The 21,229-nt window shown below is 70.7% G+C and carries 26 protein-coding genes; 12 read left to right on the plus strand and 14 right to left on the minus strand.

Annotation, left to right across the window (positions count from 1 at the left end; all coding sequences use genetic code 11):
- Positions 1-35 precede the first annotated feature (35 nt).
- The gene (locus BMZ83_RS08445; protein WP_074877604.1) at positions 36-719 is read right to left on the minus strand and encodes a hypothetical protein; all 684 of its coding nucleotides are present in this window, start codon (positions 717-719) and stop codon (positions 36-38) included.
- 194 nt (positions 720-913) lie between these two features.
- Here BMZ83_RS08445 and BMZ83_RS08450 point away from each other — a divergent pair, with 194 nt between their 5' ends.
- From BMZ83_RS08450 to BMZ83_RS08460, 3 genes are all read left to right on the plus strand, one after another.
- On the plus strand, positions 914-2,332 hold the full coding sequence (locus tag BMZ83_RS08450) for a single-stranded DNA binding protein (RefSeq protein ID WP_074877606.1): 1,419 nt from the start codon (positions 914-916) through the stop codon (positions 2,330-2,332).
- Between the two features lie 67 nt (positions 2,333-2,399).
- Positions 2,400-4,310: a flippase activity-associated protein Agl23 gene (locus BMZ83_RS17110; protein ID WP_074877608.1), complete on the plus strand. Its 1,911-nt coding sequence runs from the start codon at positions 2,400-2,402 to the stop codon at positions 4,308-4,310.
- On the plus strand, positions 4,307-4,942 hold the full coding sequence (locus BMZ83_RS08460) for a hypothetical protein (RefSeq protein ID WP_074877610.1): 636 nt from the start codon (positions 4,307-4,309) through the stop codon (positions 4,940-4,942). The genes BMZ83_RS17110 and BMZ83_RS08460 overlap by 4 nt, the downstream gene beginning before the upstream one ends.
- 21 nt (positions 4,943-4,963) lie before the next feature.
- Here BMZ83_RS08460 and BMZ83_RS08465 read toward each other — a convergent pair whose 3' ends face one another.
- Entirely contained in the window at positions 4,964-5,773 is an 810-nt protein-coding gene (locus BMZ83_RS08465) for an MOSC domain-containing protein (RefSeq protein ID WP_074877612.1), read from the minus strand.
- A gap of 88 nt (positions 5,774-5,861) precedes the next feature.
- On the opposite strand from BMZ83_RS08465, the gene BMZ83_RS08470 reads away from it, so the two are divergent.
- Positions 5,862-6,335, plus strand: a complete 474-nt coding sequence (locus BMZ83_RS08470) for a redoxin domain-containing protein (protein ID WP_074877614.1) — start codon at positions 5,862-5,864, stop codon at positions 6,333-6,335.
- On the opposite strand, the gene azf is transcribed toward BMZ83_RS08470, so the two are convergent.
- Positions 6,336-7,130 (minus strand): NAD-dependent glucose-6-phosphate dehydrogenase Azf, encoded by a 795-nt coding sequence (gene azf / locus BMZ83_RS08475; RefSeq protein WP_074877616.1) that lies wholly within the window; start codon positions 7,128-7,130, stop codon positions 6,336-6,338. It lies immediately after the preceding gene.
- A gap of 93 nt (positions 7,131-7,223) precedes the next feature.
- Between azf and BMZ83_RS08480 the strand changes: the two genes are divergently transcribed.
- On the plus strand, positions 7,224-7,574 hold the full coding sequence (locus BMZ83_RS08480) for a dihydroneopterin aldolase family protein (RefSeq protein ID WP_074877618.1): 351 nt from the start codon (positions 7,224-7,226) through the stop codon (positions 7,572-7,574).
- Between the two features lie 123 nt (positions 7,575-7,697).
- Complete coding sequence (locus BMZ83_RS08485) at positions 7,698-8,108, plus strand: DUF5790 family protein (protein WP_074877620.1); 411 nt, start codon at positions 7,698-7,700, stop codon at positions 8,106-8,108.
- On the opposite strand, the gene BMZ83_RS08490 is transcribed toward BMZ83_RS08485, so the two are convergent.
- The 10 genes from BMZ83_RS08490 to pth2 all read right to left on the minus strand — a co-directional run bounded on the left by BMZ83_RS08490 (position 8,109) and on the right by pth2 (position 14,542).
- Complete coding sequence (locus BMZ83_RS08490; protein ID WP_074877622.1) at positions 8,109-8,843, minus strand: creatininase family protein; 735 nt, start codon at positions 8,841-8,843, stop codon at positions 8,109-8,111.
- Between the two features lie 133 nt (positions 8,844-8,976).
- On the minus strand, positions 8,977-9,504 hold the full coding sequence (locus BMZ83_RS08495) for a YqaA family protein (protein ID WP_074877932.1): 528 nt from the start codon (positions 9,502-9,504) through the stop codon (positions 8,977-8,979).
- Between the two features lie 81 nt (positions 9,505-9,585).
- Positions 9,586-10,263: a DUF502 domain-containing protein gene (locus BMZ83_RS08500; RefSeq protein ID WP_074877624.1), complete on the minus strand. Its 678-nt coding sequence runs from the start codon at positions 10,261-10,263 to the stop codon at positions 9,586-9,588.
- Positions 10,264-10,338: 75 nt separating this feature from the next.
- The gene (locus BMZ83_RS08505) at positions 10,339-11,178 is read right to left on the minus strand and encodes a proline dehydrogenase family protein (RefSeq protein ID WP_074877626.1); all 840 of its coding nucleotides are present in this window, start codon (positions 11,176-11,178) and stop codon (positions 10,339-10,341) included.
- A 25-nt stretch (positions 11,179-11,203) separates the two neighbouring features.
- The gene (locus BMZ83_RS08510; RefSeq protein ID WP_074877628.1) at positions 11,204-11,461 is read right to left on the minus strand and encodes a KEOPS complex subunit Pcc1; all 258 of its coding nucleotides are present in this window, start codon (positions 11,459-11,461) and stop codon (positions 11,204-11,206) included.
- On the minus strand, positions 11,458-11,592 hold the full coding sequence (locus BMZ83_RS08515) for a DNA-directed RNA polymerase subunit P (protein WP_049981803.1): 135 nt from the start codon (positions 11,590-11,592) through the stop codon (positions 11,458-11,460). The genes BMZ83_RS08510 and BMZ83_RS08515 overlap by 4 nt, the downstream gene beginning before the upstream one ends.
- Before the next feature lie 3 nt (positions 11,593-11,595).
- Positions 11,596-11,865: an eL43 family ribosomal protein gene (locus tag BMZ83_RS08520; RefSeq protein ID WP_074877630.1), complete on the minus strand. Its 270-nt coding sequence runs from the start codon at positions 11,863-11,865 to the stop codon at positions 11,596-11,598.
- Positions 11,866-11,916: 51 nt separating this feature from the next.
- Positions 11,917-12,669, minus strand: a complete 753-nt coding sequence (locus BMZ83_RS08525) for a DUF2103 domain-containing protein (RefSeq protein ID WP_074877632.1) — start codon at positions 12,667-12,669, stop codon at positions 11,917-11,919.
- A 70-nt stretch (positions 12,670-12,739) separates the two neighbouring features.
- Complete coding sequence (gene truD, locus BMZ83_RS08530; protein WP_074877634.1) at positions 12,740-14,122, minus strand: tRNA pseudouridine(13) synthase TruD; 1,383 nt, start codon at positions 14,120-14,122, stop codon at positions 12,740-12,742.
- Positions 14,123-14,203: 81 nt separating this feature from the next.
- A complete protein-coding gene (pth2, locus tag BMZ83_RS08535; protein ID WP_074877636.1) occupies positions 14,204-14,542 on the minus strand; it encodes a peptidyl-tRNA hydrolase Pth2 in 339 nt (112 codons plus the stop codon).
- 88 nt (positions 14,543-14,630) lie between these two features.
- Between pth2 and BMZ83_RS08540 the strand changes: the two genes are divergently transcribed.
- The 3 genes from BMZ83_RS08540 (at position 14,631) to BMZ83_RS08550 (ending at position 17,014) form a co-directional block, all read left to right on the plus strand.
- Complete coding sequence (locus BMZ83_RS08540; RefSeq protein WP_074877637.1) at positions 14,631-15,347, plus strand: YIP1 family protein; 717 nt, start codon at positions 14,631-14,633, stop codon at positions 15,345-15,347.
- 168 nt (positions 15,348-15,515) lie between these two features.
- On the plus strand, positions 15,516-16,106 hold the full coding sequence (gene dcd, locus BMZ83_RS08545; RefSeq protein ID WP_074877638.1) for a dCTP deaminase: 591 nt from the start codon (positions 15,516-15,518) through the stop codon (positions 16,104-16,106).
- The gene (locus BMZ83_RS08550) at positions 16,103-17,014 is read left to right on the plus strand and encodes a thiamine-phosphate synthase family protein (protein ID WP_074877640.1); all 912 of its coding nucleotides are present in this window, start codon (positions 16,103-16,105) and stop codon (positions 17,012-17,014) included. The genes dcd and BMZ83_RS08550 overlap by 4 nt, the downstream gene beginning before the upstream one ends.
- 21 nt (positions 17,015-17,035) lie before the next feature.
- Here BMZ83_RS08550 and BMZ83_RS08555 read toward each other — a convergent pair whose 3' ends face one another.
- Positions 17,036-18,151: a hypothetical protein gene (locus BMZ83_RS08555; protein ID WP_074877643.1), complete on the minus strand. Its 1,116-nt coding sequence runs from the start codon at positions 18,149-18,151 to the stop codon at positions 17,036-17,038.
- Between the two features lie 89 nt (positions 18,152-18,240).
- On the opposite strand from BMZ83_RS08555, the gene BMZ83_RS08560 reads away from it, so the two are divergent.
- Genes BMZ83_RS08560 through BMZ83_RS08570 form a run of 3 tightly spaced genes read left to right on the plus strand, consistent with a single transcriptional unit; the run spans position 18,241 to position 21,226 of the window.
- On the plus strand, positions 18,241-19,236 hold the full coding sequence (locus BMZ83_RS08560; RefSeq protein WP_074877645.1) for a glutathione S-transferase family protein: 996 nt from the start codon (positions 18,241-18,243) through the stop codon (positions 19,234-19,236).
- Positions 19,237-19,283: 47 nt separating this feature from the next.
- Entirely contained in the window at positions 19,284-20,027 is a 744-nt protein-coding gene (locus BMZ83_RS08565; protein WP_074877647.1) for a hypothetical protein, read from the plus strand.
- Positions 20,028-20,071: 44 nt separating this feature from the next.
- Positions 20,072-21,226, plus strand: a complete 1,155-nt coding sequence (locus BMZ83_RS08570) for a pyridoxal phosphate-dependent aminotransferase (RefSeq protein ID WP_074877649.1) — start codon at positions 20,072-20,074, stop codon at positions 21,224-21,226.
- The last annotated feature ends 3 nt before the right edge of the window (positions 21,227-21,229 follow it).

Here is a 21,229-nt window from a genome sequence, read left to right on the forward strand (position 1 = left end):
CCGGATAACCCTTGCGAGGGTCGTGGTACCACGACCTACCGCTCGGCGAGCATCCGCACGACGATCTGGAGCACGTGGACGAACACCCCGGCCACCGCCACGTACAGCCCCACGGACTGCATCGCCGGCCGGCCGCGGCTCTCCCGGACCTGCCACATCTCGTACCCCAGTCGGAGCAGGAAGCCGAGGAAGATGAGCGCGAAGGCGGCGACGCCGACGACCGGGACGAACGTCGCCACGAGGAGTGCCCCCAACCCACCGAGGAAGGCGTAGGTCGCCCAGCGGCCGTAGTGATCGAACTGTGTACCCGAGCGCAGGTAGACGTACGAACCGATCACCGCCGTCATGGCGACCACGACGACGCCGGCGATCGCGAGGGCGGGGATGCGGGCCCCCGCCGAGAGGAAGGAGAGCACGCCGCCGCCGAAGGCGCCGAAGGCGAGTTCGAGAACGATCACGCCGGCCATCGCCATCCCCATCGAGTCGTTCTTGAACCCCCGCTCGGCGATCATCTGGCCGCCCGTGATCAGCGCGCCGTAGACCAGCGCGCCGACGATGGGGACCGAGAACACGATCTGGTTCACCCGCGCCAGCGGCGTCGCCGCGGCGAGGTACATCACGAACACGTTCAGGAGCATCAGCCCCGTCGCGCCGCCGATGACGCCCCACTCCCGTGTCGAGAGCAGGAACCCTCGCTCGGTCGTGGTCTCGTAACTCATGGCTCTCGGTTGGCGAAGCGCACCGAAAAGCGTTGTCGCCGTTCGGCGGCGCGACGCCGTCCCGGACCTCTTGTGGGAGGGCGCGCCACGGCTCCCATGGACGCGAGATCCCGAACGCGAAAACCGATAGATAGCGGCGCGTTCACACCCCAACGGCAACGCTTAACCGTCGGCTGTGCTACCCACCGCTACGAATGAGTGCCATCGAGGACGTCCACGAGGAACTCGACGCGGACGTCTCCGCCGAGGAGTTCGAGGAGATGGTGGCGGAGAAGGTCGAGGAGATGGGTGGCCTCGCGGACGACGAGACGGCGGCGATGCTCGTCGCCCACGAACTCGAGGACGAGGGCGGCGAGGTCGAGAGCGTCGCCGACGTCGAGCCCGGCATGGACGACGTGAAGTTCGTCGCCAAGCTCGTCTCGATCGGCGAGAAGCGGACGTTCGAGCGCGACGGCGACCAGCCCGACGGGCAGGTCGTCAACACCGAGGTCGCCGACGAGTCCGGCCGGATCCGGCTCTCGCTGTGGGACGAGATGGCCGAGTCCGCCCTCGAGGAACTGGAGGAGGGCGACGTGCTCCGCATCGCCGGCCGCCCCAAGGAGGGGTACAACGGCGTCGAGGTCTCCGCGGACAAGGCCGAGATCGACCCCGACGTGGAGATCGACGTCTCCCCGTCCGACAGCTACACCGTCGAGGAGCTCTCGATGGGGCTCTCGGACGTGACCCTCGTGGGGAAACTGCTCGACGTGGACGACGACTACCGGACGTTCGACCGCGACGACGGTACGGAGGGCCGGGTCGGCAACGTCGCGATCGGCGACGAGACGGGCCGGATCCGCGTGACGCTCTGGGACGAGGCGACGGACCTGCTCGAGGAGCTCGACGCGGGCGAGGTCGTTGAGGTCGTCGACGGCTACGTCCGCGAGCGCGAGGGCGACCTCGAACTCCACGTCGGCTCCCGCGGGACGATCGAGGAAGTCGACGAGGACGTCGAGTACGTCCCCGAGACCACCGACATCGACGACGTGGAGATGGGCGACACCGTCGACATCGCCGGCGCGGTGATCGAGACCGACGACAAGCGCACGTTCGACCGCGACGACGGCTCGCAGGGCCAGGTCCGGAACGTCCGGGTCCGAGACGACACCGGCGACATCCGGGTCGCGCTCTGGGGGGAGAAGGCCGACCGGAACGTCGACCTCGCCGACCGCGTCGCGTTCACCGACGTGGAGATCCAGGACGGCTGGCAGGACGAGCTCGAAGCCTCCGCCGGCTGGCAGTCCACCGTCTCGGTGCTCGACGGCGAGGCCGACGTGGAGGCGCCCGACGCCGGCGGCGAGAAGACGCCGCCCGCCGCGGACCAGGGCGGCCTCTCGGCGTTCGGCGAGGACGGCGATGGGGCGGACGAACTCCGCGAGGAGAGCGACGACGCCGGCGACGGCGAGGAAGTGGAGTTCACCGGTACGGTCGTCCAGTCGGGCAGTCCCGTCGTCGTCGACAACGGCGAGGAGACCCGCAGCGTCGAGACCGGCGAGAGCGTTCAGCTCGGCGAGGAGGTCACCGTCCGCGGGGTCGAGCAGGACGGCCGGATCGACGCCGACGAACTGCTCTGACCGGGTTTCTGCCGCTGACCGTCCCGGAGGGACACACTTAGGTTTCGGCCGTTACACTCGCCGACCGATGAATCGCTCCTCGCTCCCCGATGCCCTCCGCCGAACCGACGACACGGTACGGGCCGTCCTCGCCGTCGTCGCCGCGGGGCTGGTCGCCCGCCTGCTGTTTCTCGGCCAGCGCGTCGCCCACTTCGACGAGGGCCGCGTCGCCTACTGGGCGCTGAACTACCTCGAGACGGGCGAGATCAGCTACCGCTACATCGTCCACGGGCCGCTGGCGCAGTACGCCGACGCCTGGGTGTTCGCCGTCCTCGGGGCGAACGACTTCTCGATGCGCCTGTTCGTGGCCGTCGTCGGCGCGCTCCTCCCGCTCGCCGCGCTGCTGTTCCGTGGGCGGCTGAGCGACCTCGAGACGGTGCTCGTCGCCGTCCTGCTCTCGTTCAACCCGATCCTGCTCTACTACTCCCGGTTCTACCGGAGTTCGCTGCTGGTGGCGGCGTTCATGTTCGTCGCCTTCGGGTTCGGCCTCCGCGCGCTGGACGACGCCCGGCCGCGCCTGCTCTCCCCCGCCTTCGCGTTCGGCGCGCTCGGCTTCGCGGCCAAGGAGAACGCGATCGTCTACCTGATGTGCTGGGTCGGCGCCGGCGCGCTCCTGCTCGACTTCTCGCTGATGAACCCCCGGAACTACGACTCGGGGCTCGACGCCGTCGTCGCCCGGGTCGACCCCTACGTCGACGCGCTCTCCGGCCCCGACCGATCGACCGACGTGGGCCTCTGGACGGCGGTGTCGGTGCTGACGCTGCTCGTGCTCGGCTACGCCGTCCTCTCGGGGTGGCCGCTGACCGCCAGCGTCGCCGCGCTGGTGCTGCTCGTCGCGGTGACGATGCTGGTCGACCTCGTCCACCCCGACGGGGACGCGATCCGCTGGGGCGGCGCGCTGCTGGGCAGTCTGGGCCTCTTCTTCCTGGTCTCGCTGTTCTTCTACGCGCCGCGAGCGCCCGGCGCGGGCGTCGGGCTCTGGGACGCCGTGTTCAACCCGCTCCGATTCCCCGACCTGCTCGACGCCACGTGGGCCGACATCCGGCCGGGGCTGGAGTACTGGTTCGGCGGCAGCGTCGAACCCAAATGCGGCGAGGAGACGGTGATCGGCGGCTACGTCTGCTTCCTCGAACACACCGTCGGCGTGCTGGCGAACTACGCGCTCGTCGTCGTTCCCTTCGCCGCGGTTGGCTTCCTGGTCGCGCGCTACGGCGGCGACCGGCCGCGCCCCCTGGTGATGTTCGCGGGCTACTGGGGGTTCGTCAGCATCCTCGGCTACCCGCTGGCGACGGACATCCGCGCCGGCTGGATCATGGTGAACGCGGTCGTGCCGCTGGTGATCCCCGCCGCCGTCGCGCTGGCGCTCGTGATCCGCTCGGGCTGGCAGTCGCTGGCCGCCGAGGACCGCGTGGGAACCGTCCTGACAGCCACGCTGGTGGTGCTGGTCGTCGGCGCCATGCTCGTGCCGGCCGCGTCGGCCGCGTACGTCTCCCCCGCTTCCGACGACAACGAACTCGTACAGTACGCTCAGCCCCAACAGGAGTTCCGGGAGACGTTCGACGACATCGGCGCCATCGCGCCGACTCACGAGGGGACTGACCTCCTGATCTACGGCAGCGAACTCGTCGTCGAACCCGGCACCGGCGGCGGGATGGCGCCGGAGTGTCTCAACCTCGGGCACGCGCTCCCCCTCCACTGGTACATCGCCGCCGACGACGTGACCACCGAGTGCGCGTACAACGAAACACAGCTCGGAAACCGGATCGAGGAGGACCGGCCCGCGGTCGTCATCGCCCACGTGAACCGCGACGGCGCGGTGACGGCCGCGCTGGACGGCGAAGGGGAGTACGAGCGCCGGCGCCACCACCTCCGAACCGTCGGTCGGGAAGTGGTCGTGTTCGTCGACGAGGACGCCCTCGCCGAGGCGGAGAACCGATGACCGACGCGGTACTCGCGGGCGTCGCCGCCCACAACGCGGGCGAGTACGCCGTCGCCAGCGCGATCTGGGCGGGCGAGGCACCCGTCGATCCCGAGCGCCACGATGCCGAAGTCGACGAGTTCGACGCCGCCAACCGACTGCTCGACGGCCTCGCCGCGTTCGCGACCGCGGTCACCGGGAGCCGTCGGGGTGACTGGTCCGCGGCGCTCGACGCGGCGACGGCGGCGGAACTGGCCTTCGACGCAGTTGCGGACGACGAGGGGATCGACCTCGCCCCGATCGAGCGCTGGCTGGCGGCGTTCGACGCGGACCCGGAACTCGCCGAGCGCTCGTCGCCGCCGACGGTCGCCGTCGACGGTGACCGTCCCACGCCCGGGGAACTCCCGATCGCGGCGGCGGCGGTCGTCGCCGGCGCCGTCGCGGCCGCCCGCGGCGACGGCCCCGACGTGGTGGCGGACGCGCTCCGGTTCGCCCGCGAGGCCGAGCACCCCGAGACCACGCGCTACGCGACGTTCCTCCGGGATTACGCGGCCGCCGACCCGAGCCAGCGGGCGATCGTGTTCGAGCGTCTGTCCGGCGTCGTGGCCCAGGAGCGACGGAAGGAGGACGACGTGGCGGGACTGTTCGAGTGACGCGAGGCCGTCGACGCCCGCTCAGTCGACGACTTCGACCGGATCGCCGACGCGGAGCGTCCGGCCACGGTCGCGTTCGGGCACGCGGGCGATAAGCATCAGCGTGTAGAAGTGGTCGAACGCGTCCTCGTCGGCCCACTCGGGGAACGTCGCCTCCCGCTTCCGGACGAACCGATCGCGGAACTCGGGGGTCGGGTCGCCGGTCTCCGGGTCGCGCTCGGGCACGACACAGCGAGCGCAGGGGGTGACACCCTCGAAGCGGGCGCCGCCGACCGCGAACGCCGGCGCGTCGTCGCCGACGAACCGGTCCTCCCAGAACGCCGGCACGCCGGAGACCTCGAGGTTCGCGCGGAGGCGTCGTCTGGCGCTTTCGACGCTCATGTCGTCGAACCACGAGGCGACTGTTTCGAGCGTGGCGGTGCTCACGACGGCGGGGCCCATCCCCCGTCGGTCGACGAAGCCGAGCGATCCGTCCCGTCGCAGGGTGAGGTCGTGATCGAAGACCTCCGAGAACCACGCCGACGCGGCGTTGCGCTCGTTATCGAGGTCGAACTCCCTGGATCCGCCGTCCGTCTCGACGGTTACTTCCGCCGTCTCGGGGTCGTACGCCGTGTCGAGGACGTGGAAGCGATCGCTGTGTTTGGCGTTGAACACCCCGTTACCGTGTGGATTCCCGTCCACTCCGCCGGCACCAGTCACGGCGCCGGCGTCGAACAGCGCGAACTCCCGATCGCCCGCGAGCGTTCCGCCGTCGAGGACCTCGACCGAGTCGACTTCGGTTGCGTCGAGCCCCTTCACGGGGTAGATTCGGACGCGTTCGAGTCGGGGCATGGCCGGATGTGGGCGCCCGGGAACAAAGACGTTCGTCCTGATCACGTTCGCGTCCGCGTTTAAGTGTCACTAGTACGTACTCTCGGGTATGGTTTCAATCGGCGACACCGCACCAGTGTTCACGGCGACGAAGGGGACGAGCGATCACGAGGAGTTCGATCTCGGCGACCACCTCGGCGACGGACCGGTCGTGCTCGCCTTCTTCCCCGGGGCGTTCACGCCGCCCTGTACCAACGAGATGGTCGCGCTCCAGGGCCGCCTCGACGACTTCGAGGCCGCCGGCGCGACGGTGTTCGGCGTGAGCGCCGACTCGCCGTTCTCGCAGGGCGCCTTCCGTGAGGAACACGGCATCGAGTTCGACCTCGTGAGCGACATGGCCGGCGAGGCGATCCGGGGGTACGGGCTGGAGATGGACATCCCCGAGCTCGGCCTGTACGGCATCGCGAACCGGGCGGTGTTCGTCCTCGACGACGAGGGAACGGTCGCGTACTCGTGGGTCGCCGACGACCCGACCAACGAACCGCCGTACGACGACCTCCTGGATGCGGTCGTGGCGGCGTAACTACTCGCCGTCGACGGCGTCTTTCGGTTCCCCTTCGAACGTGTACGCCGCGGAGTTGTCCACGGGCTCGTAGCCGAGCACGTCCTTCGCGCGCTCGATGGAGTAGTACTTCCGGTCGTTGTCGGAGATGCCGTAGACGATCTCGTAGTCGTAGTCGGCCCGGAGACACCGATCGAACAGGCGTGCGCAGTCGCGGTGGGAGAGCCACATCGCCTGCCCGCGCTCGTACTCCCGCGGGGGGTGGCCTTCGGTGAGGTTGCCGATCCGGACACAGACCACGTCGAGGTCGGTGTGGTCGTGGTAGTAGCGCCCGAGCGTCTCGCCGCTGGCCTTCGAGACGCCGTAGAGGTTCGACGGCCGGGGGAGTTCGGTGCCGTCGAGCCGGTAGTCGTCGTCGGTGCGGTACATCTCGGGCGTGCGATCGTCGGTCTCGTAGGCGCCGACGGCGTGGTTCGAGGAGGCGAACGCGACCTTCTCGACGCCGGTGTCGGCGGCCGCGGAGAAGACGGTCTGGGTGCCGTCGATGTTGTTGGCGAGCACCGAGTCCCACGGGGCGTCGGGACGCGGGTCGCCCGCGAGGTGGATCACGGCGCCGCAGTCGGCCATCGCGTTCGCGACGGCGGCCTCGTCGGTCACGTCGGCGACCACTGTCGCCGACTCGGGGACGCCGTGTCGACGCGTTTCGGGGATCGGTTCCCGGTCGAGCAGTCGCCAGTCGTACTCGTCGGCGAGCTGTGAGAGGATAGCCTGCCCCACGCGCCCGCCGGCACCCGTCAGCAGCACCGGGTCGTCCATTCGGTTGGATATGTGGATACCGGGGGTAAATACGGTGCGGTTCGTCCGGTCGGCTCCGGTATCGCTTTCCCCCGTCGCTGCCCACCCCCGACCATGTCCGACGCGCCTACCGACGCCCAGCAGGCCTGCTTCGAGGCCGGCATCAAGTTCGGTTCGCTCTACCACCAGTTCGCCGGGACGCCCGTCTCGCCGGCCAGCACGGACAGCCTCGAGACGGCGATGGCGGAGGCGATCGGGAACCAGCCCCACTGCGAGTGGGTTTCGGTCGACATTCTCGACGACCGCGTCGCCGATGCCATCGACCACGACGAGGGGTACGCCGAACTCACGGGCTCGCTGATGGAGGTCGAGATGCGCATCGACTACGAGGGGACCGCGGTCCGGACCCGGATGACGATGGAAGAGGGCTACCCGCGGATGCGACTCGTCGCGATCGAGAACTGAGGCCGGCGCGGTGAAACTGGTCGGTGGTTTCCGTCTGAACAGCGTGCTGACTCGGCAATGGCCGGTGTTTTCAGTTTCACTCCGTGGCGACCTTTTTACCGCACGGGTGTGCAACCTGTCGGCATGAGTCAGACCACGTTCGACGAGGACGACCTGTTCGGCGAGGCCGCCGAGGAGATGCGGGGCGAGGTCGAGAGCCACCTCGCGGACGCCCGGGCGTCGCTGCCGGCCGCCGACGCCGTCTGGGAGATCGAGTCCGACAACGCGCTGGGCGCGCTCAACTCCCTCAAGTCGGCGCTCGACACCGGCGACGCCGCCGAACACCTCCGCGCGGCGAAGAAGCAGTACGTGATGGGCGAGCGCGCCGACGCCTTCGAGGACGCCGACGATCTGGAGGACGAGATCGACGACTTGGAGGACCTCATCGAGGACATCCAGGACGCCCACGAGGACGTGGGCGACCTCGCGGGCACGCTGCCCGAGATCCGCTCCGAACTGCAGGACGCCGCGGGCGGGGACGAAACCGACGAGTAGCTACGCGGTCCGCTCCTGGAGCGCGTCGAGCAGCTCGACCAGCGCCGCCGTCGCGAGTTCTTCCAGTTCTTCGCCCCGCGCGGCGTCGCCCTCGCTCGGGTCGCCGACGACCCCGTTCCCGGTGAACTCGTCGCTGTCGACGGCGAGGTTCACGCCCGAGACCCAGTCGCCCCAGCGCTCGCTCCCGTTCTCGCGGGCCGCCTCGACGCGATCCTCCCGGACGAGGTCGGGGCGTTCGTGCCGCAGGAACGCGGTCTCCAGCGGGCCGGCGTGGCCCATGTCGCTCGTGTGCTCGCCGACGGCTTCGAACCACGTGAACGGCGCGACCCGCGCCACCCCGTCGCGGGTGAGTCGGGCGGCGACCTCCCGGAGCGCGTCGACGTTCCCGCCGTGGCCGTTGACCAGCACCACCGCGTCCGGCCCGCCGCCGCCGGCGAGGCTCTCCGCGGTCTCGCGGACGTACGCCCGGAACGTGTCCGGCGACACCCAGAGCGTGCCGTCGAACGCGCGGTGTTCCTCGCTGATCCCGACGGGGATCGTCGGCGCGACCAGTACGGACTCGCCCGTCTCCGCCTCGTAGGCGGCGGCGCCGGCGTCGGCGACGGTCTCGGCGGTCAGGCTGTCGGTGCCCAGCGGCGCGTGCGGGCCGTGTCCTTCGGTCGAGCCGACCGGGAGCACGGCGAGGTCGGCGTCGGCGTCGCGAACGTCGGTCCAGGTGGCGTCGGCGAGGCGCATACCCGGGGATGGAGTGGCTGGCGCTTGTAGGCTGTGGGTCGGGGTGATGGGTATCGTCGTCGGCTTCGCACAGCCACGGCAGACGCTCCGAGCGAGCGGCCGGCGCCGCTCGCTGGTCACGTGCCGTGGCTGGCTAGAAGAACGTCACGACCTCGATCAGCCCAAGCGTCACCAGCAGCCGCCCGACGCTGCCGACGAACGTCGCCAGCGCGAACCGGTAGTAGTCCTCCTCCAGCACCGAGAACGCGTAGATCGAGAGCGTGTCGGGGAACGTCGGGACACAGAGCGCCAGGGCGAGGCCGCCGTAGCCGTACTTCTTCGCCAGCTGGACCACCTTCTTCTCGGACCACTCGACCACGTCGAACCGCGAGCGCCGCAGCGCCCGCGTCACGGGGCCGGACTCCTTGGCCTCCTGGCCGATGTGGAACGCGAACACGGAGCCGGCGGCCTTACCGACGCCGGAGACGAGGATGATCACCGCGAGTCGCATGGTCTGACTCAGTCCCAGATCCAGCGGCGCCGCCAGCACGATCTCGCTCACGCCCGGGAGTGCGAACGCGATCAGGAACGAGTAGACGAAGATCGCGACGAGGCCGACCGGACCGGTGGCGGTCTCGACGAGTCGGGAGAGCGGGCCGCCGGAAGCGGTGTGCTGGAGCAGGACCGCGAGCGGGGAGACGAGCGGGTCGAAGCCGGGGACCGGCAACACGGGTGGGTATCCAGCCTGGGCCGACCTAAGTCTTCAGGTTCGGGACCGTTCCGCACCGTCGTCGCCGGTCCCGGAGAGGGCGTCGCTGACCGGGATCTCGGTCGCGTCCGACGCCTCCGACTCGCCGAACCCCGCCGAGAGCACGCGCGTCAGCGCCTGTTCGACGCTCTCGTCGGTCTCCTCGTACTCGTCGGGGTCGACCTCGACGACGAAGCCGGTGGTGATGTTCGGCGCGGTCGGGAGGAAGAGCACGTCCCGGCCGTCGGAGGTGCGCTGGCCGGTCTTGAACGCGGTCATCCGCATCCCGTTCCAGGGCTCCAGCTTCACCGGCTGCTGGAGCTCGCTCGCGCCCGAGACCGCGGTCTCGACGGCCAGCTTCGAGGCGTTGTACAGCACGCGGACGCCGGGGAGGCGGTTCACGATGTCGTCGAACAGCCCCTCGGCGATCCGCCCCATCTGGGTGCGCATCAGGTAGCCGGCGGCGAGCGTGATCGTCAGGAACAGCCCCAGCGTCAGCCCGAGCTCCAGCGCCATCGCCGCCGCTTCGAGGGTAATCGGCGCCGGCACCAGCCCCGGCGGGATGCGGTCCGGCGGCACGTTCAGGGGCAGCCCGAGCAGGTGGCCGATCAGCCAGCGCAGCACCAGCAGCAACACCAGGACCGGGAGGACGACGATCAGGCCGCTGGCGAAGTCGCGCTTCCACCGAGTCATTGTCGACACGTGTCGCCGCGAGAAGTAAAGCGGTACCGCTCCGCGAGCTCCCTCGCTCACGATTGCGTAACGCGGTTACCCGCTCACGATTGCCCGCAGCGCGAACAGCGCGTTCTCCTTGCGCTCGCGCAGGCGGCGGTAGAAGTACGAGAGCCACTTGTCGCCGTAGGGTGCGTACTGCCAGACCTCCTCGCCCTCGGCGGCGAGCTCGCGTTGCGCGTTCCCACGGACCCCCATCAGCATCTGGATCTCGAACTCCCGATCGTACTCCTCGCGCAGGTCGCGGGCGTAGTCGATCATCTCCGGGTCGTGGCTGCCGACGGCGACCTCGCCCTCGTACTCCGCGAACAGCGTCTCCAGGTCCTTCCGGTAGCGCTCGTTGACCGCCGACTTCTCGGTGTACGCGATCGACTCGGGCTCGTCGTAGGCGCCCTTCACCAGGCGGATCTTCCCCGGCACGTCCGAGAGCCGTTCGAGGTCGTCGCTCGTGCGCCGGAGGTTCGACTGCACACACTGCCCCACGCCGCCGTCGAACTCGCGACCGAACTCCTCGAAGGCGTCGAGGGTCACGTCGGTGGTGTCGGCGTCCTCCATGTCACACCAGACGAACACGCCCGCGTCCTGTGCGGCCTCGACGATCGAGCGGTAGTTCGACGTGAACACGTTGTCGCTGATGTCGATCCCGAGCTGGGAGGGCTTGACGGAGATGCAGGCGTCCACGTCGCTGTCGGCGATGTCACGGACCAGCGCGCGGTAGGCCTTCGTGTCGGCGGCGGCGTCGCGCGGGTCGTCGTAGTGCTCGCCGAGGAGGTTCAGGATCACGTTCACGCCGTCGTCGTTCGCTCGCGCGGCGTGGTCGAGTGCGGCCGCGGGGCTCTCACCCGCGACGAAGTTGCTGGCGATCGGGGGTATCACACCCGTACAGTTCGCCGGGGGGAGCCTAAAACCGTTGGGCTCCGGCCTGCGTCACCGCTTCGGCGACGGTGAGCAGCCGACTCCAACTGGTCGTACCGGCCCGTAGCGCGGTCAGATCGGTGGCCTCGACGGTCACCGCCACGGTGTCGCCGTCGCGGGTAACCCCCGCACTCGCTCGATCGTCGTCGACGCCGCCGACCTCGGGTTCGAGACTCTCGAAGACACGTCTGGCGCGGTCGGGAGAGTCGAACGAGATAGAGAGGGTAGCGCTGTGTGCCGTCACTTCACGTCGACTTCCTTCACGTCGCCGCCGCGTTCCTTCAGCAGGACGCGGTGGCCACAGTAGGGACAGCGGACGCCGCCGTACTCGTCGAGTTCGACGTCGCGCTTACAGCGGGAGCACTTGTAGCTCATTCGTTACTCGCTCTCTTCGGAGAGTGCCGCGCGAATGGACCGCTTGACCGAGCGCCCGCCGGGCGTCTCGGGGCGGTAGGCGCCGCCGGTGAAGGTTTCGCCCGTCTCCTCGTTCTTCCAGATGCCGGTGCCGATTCGCTTGACGGAGTCGCCGTCGACGGTGGCGTTCTCCATCGCGTCCTCGATCTCCGAGACGCGTCGTCGCGAGACCCGCCCGTAGCGAGCGCCGAAGCGCCCGGCGCTGCCGGTGGACCGAGCCTTGTTCTCAGCCATAGTGGAGGTGAGTAACCCCAGCGCGCACAAAAACCCTGCGAGTCGCCCCGACTACTCCGCCTGAAAACCGGCGTCGACCAGCGCCTCGTTGAGCGCCGCCCGAACCCGTTCGCCGGTTTCGCGGTCCATCGCCGTCGTCACCACCCGGTTCTCCTGGACGCTGGAGCCGTCGCGGATCAGCAGGCGGACGTTGCCGTTCTGCCCGGCCCGGGTCGCCTTCGCTCGCACGCCCCCGCGGCTCCCGCCCCCGCCGGCCTCGATGGGGCCCGGGATCAGCTTCTTCACGTTCGGGTGGGCGGCGACGGTGTTCACCACGTCCCGGCCGTCCCGGCCGCCGATGAGCGTGGAGTGGGAGCCGCCGAGTTTCTCCTCGGGCGCGGTCCGGACGACCTCCAGCGACCGCTCGCCGCGCTGATTTCGAACGCGCTCGACGGGGTCGTCGTCGGGCACGCGGTAGAACCGGTGGTGGAGCTGGGCGCGACACTCACGCAGCGGCTCGCGTGCGCCGGCGGCGTACACCTCCTCGGGTCGCTTGCGCCGGATCTCGTCGGCAACCTTCCCGGCGAAGTTCCGGAGTTCGACGACTCGTGCCTCGGGATCCTCCTCAGGGACGGTGGTGATCGTGGTTTCGCCGACGATCTCGGGCTCCTCGTCGTCGGCGTGCTCGGGCGGATCCCGCAGGAAGGTGAGCGTCGCCCGCTCGCGCTCGAACGCGACGACGACGGCGTCGCAGTTGGCGGTGTCGCAGGCCAGACAGTAGTCGCCCGGCCGGTCGAGGTCGGTACCACACCGCCGACAGTTCATGTCGGGAGGAGGCGGCTGGCCGGGAAAAGCGGAGCGCTTGCGGTCTTCGTGTCACGGGGCGCGGTTTCGGCTACAGATCCGTGGGGTCGGTCTTCAGGTACTCCCGGAGCACCGTCGTCGCGTAGCTCCCCGAGGGCAGCGCGAACTCGAACGTCAGCGGGTCGCGTTCGACACCCATCTCGGTGTCGACCAGGATCGCCCGCCGCGTCCCGGTCGACTCGAAGTTCCCCGGCAGGTCGAACAGCGCCGGTTCGAGGCCGAGCTCGTCGAACACCTCGCGCTCGATCTCGCCCGGCTCGCCGTCGGCGAACTCGGTCCCGGTGCCGATCAGCGGCGCGGTCACGAACGCCCGACCGCGCTGACAGTGACGCGCGAGCACGTCGACGCGGCTCTCGGTCGCGCGCTGGATCCTGTCGGGATCGGGCTTCCGGACGGCGTCGATCCCCGTGTCCGCGAAACAGCACACGTCACCCGCAACCGGTTCGTGGAACGGGAGCCCGCGATCGAGTCGCTCGCTCAGGATCCGGTTGAACGCGTAGGACTGCGCGGCGTTGACGAACAGCCGCTGGAGGTTCGACGGGACGGCTTCGAGCGCGTGGCGCCACGGGTCCGCGGCTTCGTCCTCGCCGGCGTCGACCTCGCCGCCGTCGGCGCCGCCGGCGCCGCGCTCCTGCAGGCGGTGGAGCATCGACCGCTCGTACCCGAGTTTCCGGGGCATCACGTCGAGGCAGGCGCCCCAGTCGGGGTCGTCACTCGCGGCCTGCTCGTCGACGACCGCCCGCGCCTCGCGGGTGTCGTCGGGTTCCGTTTCGTAGGGGTTCCCGACGTACGCCAGCACCGCCTCGCGCCACTCCCGGCGGACGATCGCGAGCCCGACCTCGTGGGTGACGGGCCGGCGGCTGCCGAAGCGCTGGTGGCCGAAGACGTTGGGGACGCCGATCCGGTCGCCCTCGCCGTCGCCGGCGAACGCGCGAAGTTGGTCGGTGATCTCGTCGGCGTTCGCCGGGGTCTCGGGGTCGCGAACCGTGATCTCGAAGGCGTTGCCCGCGAGGTCGCCGTAGGAGAGGTGGCGGCCGGCGCGGCCGACGACCTCGATCTCGGCGTCGCGGATCTCGGGCAGGTCCTCGGGGTCGGCGTCGTACACCGAGAACAGCTGGGTGGTGACGGCGTACTTGTCCTTCGTGCCGGCCCAGTCGACCCGCTCGCGGGAGATCTCCATCGCGTCCGAGAGCCGGCCGGCGAAGTCGTTGGTGTCCCAGCCGGTCAGCGTCGCCCGGAGCACGAGGTACGGGTAGTCGCCGGCGCCGGCGTCGACGGGATTGGTGTCGAAGTTTTCCAGTTCCCGCACGCGGAAGTCGTCCGGACGATCCCGGAGGCGGCCGCCGACGCCGTCGGCGTCGCTGACGTACCACTCGACGCCGATCGTGCGCTCGCGGGGGTGGGCCTCACGCATCGCTTTCCGATACCCCGGCTCGGGAGTTAACGCTGTCCGTCCCGACGCCGACCGTCAGTCGAGCGCCCTCGGACCCCGGCCTCAGTAGAGCGAGAGGTCGCCGGTCACGCGGTCGACGATCTCGTCCTCGCCGGGGCCGATCGCGACCGTCGTCGCCGTCCCGGGATCGAGTTGGGTGTGGCCCGCGTCGCGGACGACCGCGTTGGGGAGCCCCTCCCGCTCGGCGCGGTCGGCGAGTTCGAACAGCTGGTCCTCGCCGCTGCCTTTCAGGACGACTTTCTTCTGGCCCTCGCCCTTCCAGGCCCGGCGCGTACGTTCGTCGGCGTCCTCGTAGGCCGAGAGCGACGCGTGTGCAACCTGCGCGGCCAGCTTGCCGGTCCCCATCGCGAGGTCGGTCCGGGCGACGATCGCCTGCTTCATACCCGCTTCTCCCCGGGGACGCGGGAAAGCGCTTCGGGACCGGCCGTCGACGGCAGGCTATTTGTCGCCCGGCGAACACCGTGGCGCCATGGCCGGTCCCCGAACGCCCCTCCTCCGACCGGATCGGTACTTCCGCGAACACGACGGCTCGCCCCCGCTCGCCCACGCGGCGGCCGTCGTCGCCGTGGTGACGGTCGCCGTCGCGGCCGGGATGGCCGTGTTCCTCGACCAGTTCGCCGCCGCGCTCGACACGACGGTCACCGTCGACAACCCGGCGTACCCCGGCGACGCGTTCTGTGAGGACGGAACGTTCGACCGGACGCCGTCTGGCTGTGGCGAGCCGAAGACCGTCGAGCGGAACCTCGGCGCGATGGTCGTCGAGGAGCTCTCGTGGCTCCCGCCGGCGTCGGTCGTGCTCGTCCCGCTCTGGTGGCTCTGGCACACGACCGTCCTCTACGGCGCCGGACGGGCCGCGGGCGGCTCCGGGAACTTCGCCGAGATCGCCGCCGTCGCCGGCTGGGGGATGGCGCCGAGCCTCCTCCGACTCGTCGCCGTGCTCGGGTTCACGGTGCGCCAGCTCCGGTCGGTGTCGGTCCCCGCGGACCCGGAGAGCGCGATCGCGGTACTCCAGTCGGCGATCGTGGGCGTCGAGGTCGTCGGGCTGATCGCGGTGCTGCTCGTCGGCGTCTGGGCCGGCGCGATCCGGGCGTACGGCCTCGCCGACGCCCACGGGATTCCGGTGCCGACGGCAGCCACCGTGGTCGCGGGGCTGACGCTGGTCGGCTTCGTGTTCGAACTCGCCTGAGTCGGCGGCGTCGTGAACGGACGACCGGCGGACGCCCGAAGCGGTGTGCCGTACGCCCGCTCGCCGCTCGGGGGTGGCGCTCGGCGCACGGGTGGACCGCCCCGTCGTTCCGTTTCGGTCCTCGCCGGACCGGGGCGTTTAGGCACCCCCGGCCCCTGCCTCTCGGGTATGATCCTCTCGGACCGCGACATCCTGCGCCGGATGGAGGAGGGCGACCTCGTCGTCGAACCCATCGATGACCTCGACACCCAGCTCCAGCCGGCGAGTCTCGACCTCCGACTCGGCGAGGAGTTCCTCGAGTTCCAGCGCACCAACATCTCCTGCATCCACCCCAACCGCGAGCAGGAAGTCGGCGACTACGTCCGCGAGACCACCGTGTCCGAGGGCGACGAGTTCATCCTCCACCCCGGGGATTTCGTCCTCGGGACGACGAAGGAGCGCGTCGACGTGCCCGACGACCTGATCGCGACCGTTCAGGGGCGCTCCTCGCTCGGCCGCCTCGCGGTCGTCATCCACGCCACGGCGGGCATCGTCGACCCCGGCTACCGGGGACAGATCACGCTCGAGCTCTCGAACCTCGGGACGGCGCCCGTCGCGCTCTCGCCGGGGATGCGGGTCTCACAGCTCATCTTCACCGAACTCTCCTCGGCGGCCGACCGCCCCTACGGCGTCGACCGCGACTCGAAGTACCAGAACCAGGAAGGCCCACAGGCGTCCCGGATCGGCGTCGATCCGGAGTTCTCGGGGGAGGGGGAATGAAGTTCGTCGAGGAGGTCGTCGTCGACGCCTTCCTCCCGACGTACCGGGCGATGCTGGCCGAGCGCCTCCGCGAGCGCGGGCTCACCCAGGCCGAGGTCGCAGACCTGCTGGGCGTGAGCCAGTCGGCCGTCTCGAAGTACGCCCACGGCGAGGTCGACGTCCACCCCGACGTCGAGGGCGACGAGCGCGTCCAGGCGCTCGCCGACCGCGTGGCCGAGGGGCTGGCCGACGGGACGCTCAGCCGCGTCGGCGCGCTGGTCGAGGCCGAAGTGCTGATCCGGGAACTGGAGGACGGCGACCTGCTGGCCCGCCTCCACGAGGCGGCCGTCCCCGAACTGGCCGACGCCGACGCGACGTTCGCAGTCCACGACGCCGACTCGGCACTGCGCACGAGCGAGCAGGTGCTCGCCTCGGTCCGGCGCGGCCTCCGGGTGCTCACCAACGCCTCGGGCTTCGCAGGCCTGATCCCCAACGTCGGCACGAACCTCGTCGAGACGCTGCCGGACCCCACGGGCATCGAGGACGTGGCCGCAGTCCCGGGCCGGATCGTCGACGTGAAAGGCGCCGCGACGGTGCCGGGCGACCCGGAGTTCGGCGTCAGCGAGCACGTCGCCGGGATCCTGCTCGCCGCCCGCGCCGGCGGGACAGCAGCTGCCGCCGCGGTGAACGTCGCCTACGACGAGGAGGTCCTGACGGCGTTCGCCGACGCGGGCTACGCGACCGTCGAGTTCGACCCCGGCGCGGGCGAGGACGCTGCGGAAGCAGCCGTCGCGGCGGCCGACCTCGACGCCGACGAGTCGTTCGTGCTCTACCAGACCGGCGCCCACGGCGTCGAGGCGATCACGTACGTCCTCGGCCCCGACGCGCCGACGGTCGCGCGAGCGGTCGTCGAGACGCTGCTGCGGTAGCGCGGTCACCGGGTCCCGGTTTCAAACGACGCCCACCAGCGGCGCGGCCAGCGCGGCGATCCACGCGACGACGCCGAGTCCGAGGACCCGCCGGTCGGTTCGTGCGGCACCGAACGCGATGACGCCGAGCGCGGCCGCCAGCGCGAGGCGGTGCTGCAGGACGTGGGTCGGAACCGGATCGACGCCGACGACCGCGAGGTCGACCCCGGCCGCGACGGCGAGCCCCGCGAACGCGAGCAGCGCGGCCGGAACGGGCGGCCGATCCCGGGCGAGGACGCTCGCCAGCGCGGGCGGGCCGACAACGAGCACGGGGTAGCCGACGGCGACGTACAGCTTCGGGTTCACGCCGGGGGCAACCGCCTCGGCGGCCAGTCCCCAGGCGCGGACGCCGAGGACGACGCCGAGGATCGCGACCGGGAGCGCGACGTCGCGACGCGAGAGTCGCCCCCGCGTCAGCGGCACGGCGGCGCCGAGGAGGGTCGCCGCCGCGAACTCCACGGTGATCCAGGTGCCGTCGCTGCCGCCGCCGAGTTGGCCGTGGGTCCGGCGGTCGATCGCCTCGACGAACGGCTCGTCTTTCAGGTCGCGCCCGACGAACGCCGCGCCGGGCTCGACGCCGGTGACGGTGTGGCGGAGCCGGAACCAGTCCCAGTACTCGGTGTGGGCCTGCAGCGCCGTCCAGTTACCCGACGGGCCGGGGTAGGCCCGGATGTGGGTTCGGTCACCGAAGTACGCGCCGACCGCCAGTTGGTACTCGGGGGCGATCCAGCGGCCGGTGCCCCCGCGGTCGGGGGTGACGTAGGAGTACCGGACCGAGCCGTGGGCCGGCCGCCACGGCGACGCGCCGACGGTCGCGTTCTGGCCGGCGACCGTCCAGTTCGTCCCCGAGCGATCGACGAACGCCCGCCTGACCCTGTCGGGCCCGCCGTAAACGACGACGTTGAGTGCGAGCGTCCGGCCGGCGGTCGACTGCCGCCGGCTGGTGTACGGCCAGACGTAGCTCTCGGTCCCGGCCGGCGAGACGAGTTGGTCGGCCGGGGGGACCGACGGCTCGGCCGTCGACGACCCGACCGCGGCCGTCCCGGCCAGCGCGGCGGCGACGAGCACGGCCGCCAGCAGGACGCGTCGTGAACGCACGGTCGTCCTTGCGGCGCCACCGACAATACTGTTCGCGTGAGCGGGCCGGCGACGCTCGCCTTATCCGGCTCGCAGCCCTCCCCTCGTCCATGAACATGCTCGTCGACGGCGAGTGGCGGACCGGCGCGTACGAATACACGGACGAGTCGGGGGAGTTCGACCGCCAGGAGAGCAGCTTCCGTGACTGGCTCGACGGGGGCGTCGCCGCGGCGGGCGAGGAGCCGGTATCCTCGACGTTCACTCCCGAGTCCGGCCGCTACCACCTCTACATCTGTCGGGCGTGCCCGTGGGCCCACCGCGCGGCGATGGTTCGACGGCTCCGGGGACTGACGGACGAGATCTCCGTCTCGCTGGTCCAGCCCGAACGCTACGACCAGGGCTGGGAGTTCTCCGACGACCACCCCGACCCGCTGCACGGCTACGACTACCTCCGGGAGGTGTACACCGACGCCGACCCCGGGTACACCGGTCGCGTGACGGTCCCCGCCCTCTGGGACAAGCAGACCGAGACCATCGTCAACAACGAGTCCAGCGAGATCATGCGGATGCTGGATACCGCCTTCGACGGCAACGACGCCTCGCTGTACCCCGAAGACCGGCGCGAAGCGATCGACGAGATCGTCGACGCCATCTACGGGCCGATCAACAACGGCGTCTACCGCGCCGGCTTCGCGGGCACGCAGGGGGCGTACGAGGACGCCGTCGACGACCTGTTCGACGCGCTCGACCACTGGGACGCCGTCCTCGCGGACCAGCGCTACCTCGCCGGCGACGGCGAGCGCCTCACCCTCGCGGACGTGGCGATGTTCGCGACGCTGATCCGGTTCGACCACGTCTACCACACCCACTTCAAGTGCAACCGCCGGGCGATCCACGAGTACCCGAACCTCTGGGGGTACACGAAGGACCTCTACCAAACCCGGGGGATCGCCGAGACGGTGAACATGGACCACATCACCCGGCACTACTACGGCAGCCACGCCGACATCAACCCCAAGCGCATCGTGGCGACGGGCCCGGACATCGACTTCGACGAGTCCCACGGCCGGGACGGTCTGTCGGGCGAGCCGCCGCTCCCGCAGTAGTCTCGCCGCAGCGACACATCCATACGCTGCCCGGCCGCACCGCCGGCATGGTCCTCGGTCTCTCCGGCAGCGACCTGTTCGGCGCCGCGCTGGTCGCCGTCGGCGCGGTCGTCCTCCTGTTCAGCGCCCGCTACGTCCGGCGTGCGATCGGCGTCGTCCGGGCACGCTCGGTCGCGACGCTCGACGGAACACCCGCGGGAACGCTCGTCCGCGTCGCCGGCACGGCCCGGGAAGCCGAGGCGGGAACGCTGACGGCGCCGTTCTCCGGCCGGGAGTCGCTCGTGCTCCGGTACGCCGTCGAGGAACGCCGACTCAGCCCGTACCTCCTCCCGTGGTTCGTGACGATCCACGAGCGGGCGGGCTCGAACGCCTTCTCCCTGCGGACCGCCGAGGGCGTCGTCGACGTGACTCGACCGACCCGGACGGTCACGCTCGCGCGGGACACCGTCGCGACCGTCGCGGCGGGCGAGACACCCCCGGACAGCGTCGCCCGTTTCGAGCAGCGAACCGGCGCGCTCCCGGCGACGACGCGCTGGCGCGACCCGCCGACGGGGCTCCGGACGATCGCGAAGCACCTCTCGCTGGGGACCCGTCGCTACACCGAGGAGCGCGCGACGCCGGGCGACGACGTGACTGTCGTGGGGCGGGTGACCGACGGCGGCCTCGACCCGGTCGTGGTCTCTGACCGCCCGCGTACGGAGACCCTGCGCCGGATGGCGGGCACGTCGCTGATCGGCCTGGCTATCGGCGCGTTCGCGGTCGCGCTGGGTTGTGTGTTGCTCGTGATCTGACTCGGCGGCAGAACTGCCTTGACGCTCCGCCACGAGGTAGAGGTATGCCAACGCCAACGGAGCGGGTTCGCGCCTGCGAACGCTCGAAGATCCGCGTGATGTTCGACCTCGCGGAGGCCGCCGACCGCGACCTCGTCCGACTGGAGGTCGGGGAGCCGGACTTCGACACGCCCGAGCACATCGTGGAGGCCGCCGCCGACGCCGCCCGCGCGGGCGAGACCCACTACACCTCCAACGCCGGCCTGCCCGAACTCCGGGCCGCCATCTCGGAGACGCTGGACCGCGACTACGACGTGTCCTACGACCCCGAGCAGTTCGTCGTCACCAACGGCGGGATGGAGGCGCTCCACCTCGCGACCCTCTCGACGGTCGGGCCCGGCGACGAACTCCTGCTCCCCTCGCCGTCGTGGCCCAACTACTGGGCGCAGGCCCGACTCGCCGACGCCGTCCCGGTCGAGATCCCGATGCCGGAATCGACCGGCTACGCGCTCGACGCCGACCGCGTGATCGAGCGCATGAGCGAGGACACGGGCGCGGTGGTGCTCTGCTCGCCCGCCAACCCCACCGGCCAGCTGTACGACCCCGACGAGATCCGCGCGGTCGTCGACGCTGCGGCCGAGCACGACGCCTACGTGCTCGCCGACGAGGTGTACCTCGGGCTGACCTACGACCGCGATCCGACCGGGATCGCCGCGCTGACTGGGCACCCCGACCACGTGCTCACCATCGGCTCCTGCTCGAAGACGTACGCGATGACGGGCTGGCGGGTCGGCTGGCTCGGCGGCCCGCAGGAGGTGATCGACGAGGTGACCAAGATCCACGAGAGCACGACCGCCTGTGCGGGCTCGGTCGCCCAGCACGCCGCGATCGCTGCCCTCACCGGCCCGCAGGACCCCGTCGAGGAGATGTACGACGCCTTCGCCGAGCGCCGGGACTACGTCGCCGAGCGGATCGACGCGATGGACGGCGTGTCGGCGCCGACGCCCGACGGCGCGTTCTACGCCTTCCTCGACGTGGACCTGCCGGGGAGCAGCCTCGACGTCGCCAAGCGCCTGCTCCGGGAGCGCGACGTGGTACTCGCACCCGGGGACGGCTTCGGCGAGGCCGGGGAAGGGAAGCTCCGGCTCTCCTTCGCGAACTCACTGGAACAGTTGGAGAAAGGGCTGGACGGCATCGAGGCGGCGGTTCGGGAGAGCTGAGTC

The organism is Halolamina pelagica (genome assembly GCF_900115675.1).
Classification (GTDB): domain Archaea; phylum Halobacteriota; class Halobacteria; order Halobacteriales; family Haloferacaceae; genus Halolamina; species Halolamina pelagica.

Bases quoted from the DNA above. Each gene is read 5' to 3' on its own strand.
- BMZ83_RS08540 (WP_074877637.1), top strand. From the start codon at position 14,631: ATGGCCGGTCCCCGAACGCCCCTCCTCCGACCGGATCGGTACTTCCGC.
- BMZ83_RS08570 (WP_074877649.1), top strand. From the start codon at position 20,072: ATGCCAACGCCAACGGAGCGGGTTCGCGCCTGCGAACGCTCGAAGATC.
- BMZ83_RS08470 (WP_074877614.1), top strand. From the start codon at position 5,862: ATGGTTTCAATCGGCGACACCGCACCAGTGTTCACGGCGACGAAGGGG.
- BMZ83_RS08465 (WP_074877612.1), bottom strand. From the start codon at position 5,773: ATGCCCCGACTCGAACGCGTCCGAATCTACCCCGTGAAGGGGCTCGAC.
- BMZ83_RS08480 (WP_074877618.1), top strand. From the start codon at position 7,224: ATGTCCGACGCGCCTACCGACGCCCAGCAGGCCTGCTTCGAGGCCGGC.
- BMZ83_RS08490 (WP_074877622.1), bottom strand. From the start codon at position 8,843: ATGCGCCTCGCCGACGCCACCTGGACCGACGTTCGCGACGCCGACGCC.
- BMZ83_RS08485 (WP_074877620.1), top strand. From the start codon at position 7,698: ATGAGTCAGACCACGTTCGACGAGGACGACCTGTTCGGCGAGGCCGCC.
- pth2 (WP_074877636.1), bottom strand. From the start codon at position 14,542: ATGAAGCAGGCGATCGTCGCCCGGACCGACCTCGCGATGGGGACCGGC.
- BMZ83_RS08525 (WP_074877632.1), bottom strand. From the start codon at position 12,669: ATGAACTGTCGGCGGTGTGGTACCGACCTCGACCGGCCGGGCGACTAC.
- BMZ83_RS08550 (WP_074877640.1), top strand. From the start codon at position 16,103: ATGAAGTTCGTCGAGGAGGTCGTCGTCGACGCCTTCCTCCCGACGTAC.
- BMZ83_RS08515 (WP_049981803.1), bottom strand. From the start codon at position 11,592: ATGAGCTACAAGTGCTCCCGCTGTAAGCGCGACGTCGAACTCGACGAG.
- BMZ83_RS08560 (WP_074877645.1), top strand. From the start codon at position 18,241: ATGAACATGCTCGTCGACGGCGAGTGGCGGACCGGCGCGTACGAATAC.
- BMZ83_RS08520 (WP_074877630.1), bottom strand. From the start codon at position 11,865: ATGGCTGAGAACAAGGCTCGGTCCACCGGCAGCGCCGGGCGCTTCGGC.
- BMZ83_RS08565 (WP_074877647.1), top strand. From the start codon at position 19,284: ATGGTCCTCGGTCTCTCCGGCAGCGACCTGTTCGGCGCCGCGCTGGTC.
- BMZ83_RS08445 (WP_074877604.1), bottom strand. From the start codon at position 719: ATGAGTTACGAGACCACGACCGAGCGAGGGTTCCTGCTCTCGACACGG.
- BMZ83_RS17110 (WP_074877608.1), top strand. From the start codon at position 2,400: ATGAATCGCTCCTCGCTCCCCGATGCCCTCCGCCGAACCGACGACACG.
- azf (WP_074877616.1), bottom strand. From the start codon at position 7,130: ATGGACGACCCGGTGCTGCTGACGGGTGCCGGCGGGCGCGTGGGGCAG.
- BMZ83_RS08460 (WP_074877610.1), top strand. From the start codon at position 4,307: ATGACCGACGCGGTACTCGCGGGCGTCGCCGCCCACAACGCGGGCGAG.
- BMZ83_RS08450 (WP_074877606.1), top strand. From the start codon at position 914: ATGAGTGCCATCGAGGACGTCCACGAGGAACTCGACGCGGACGTCTCC.
- truD (WP_074877634.1), bottom strand. From the start codon at position 14,122: ATGCGTGAGGCCCACCCCCGCGAGCGCACGATCGGCGTCGAGTGGTAC.
- dcd (WP_074877638.1), top strand. From the start codon at position 15,516: ATGATCCTCTCGGACCGCGACATCCTGCGCCGGATGGAGGAGGGCGAC.
- BMZ83_RS08500 (WP_074877624.1), bottom strand. From the start codon at position 10,263: ATGACTCGGTGGAAGCGCGACTTCGCCAGCGGCCTGATCGTCGTCCTC.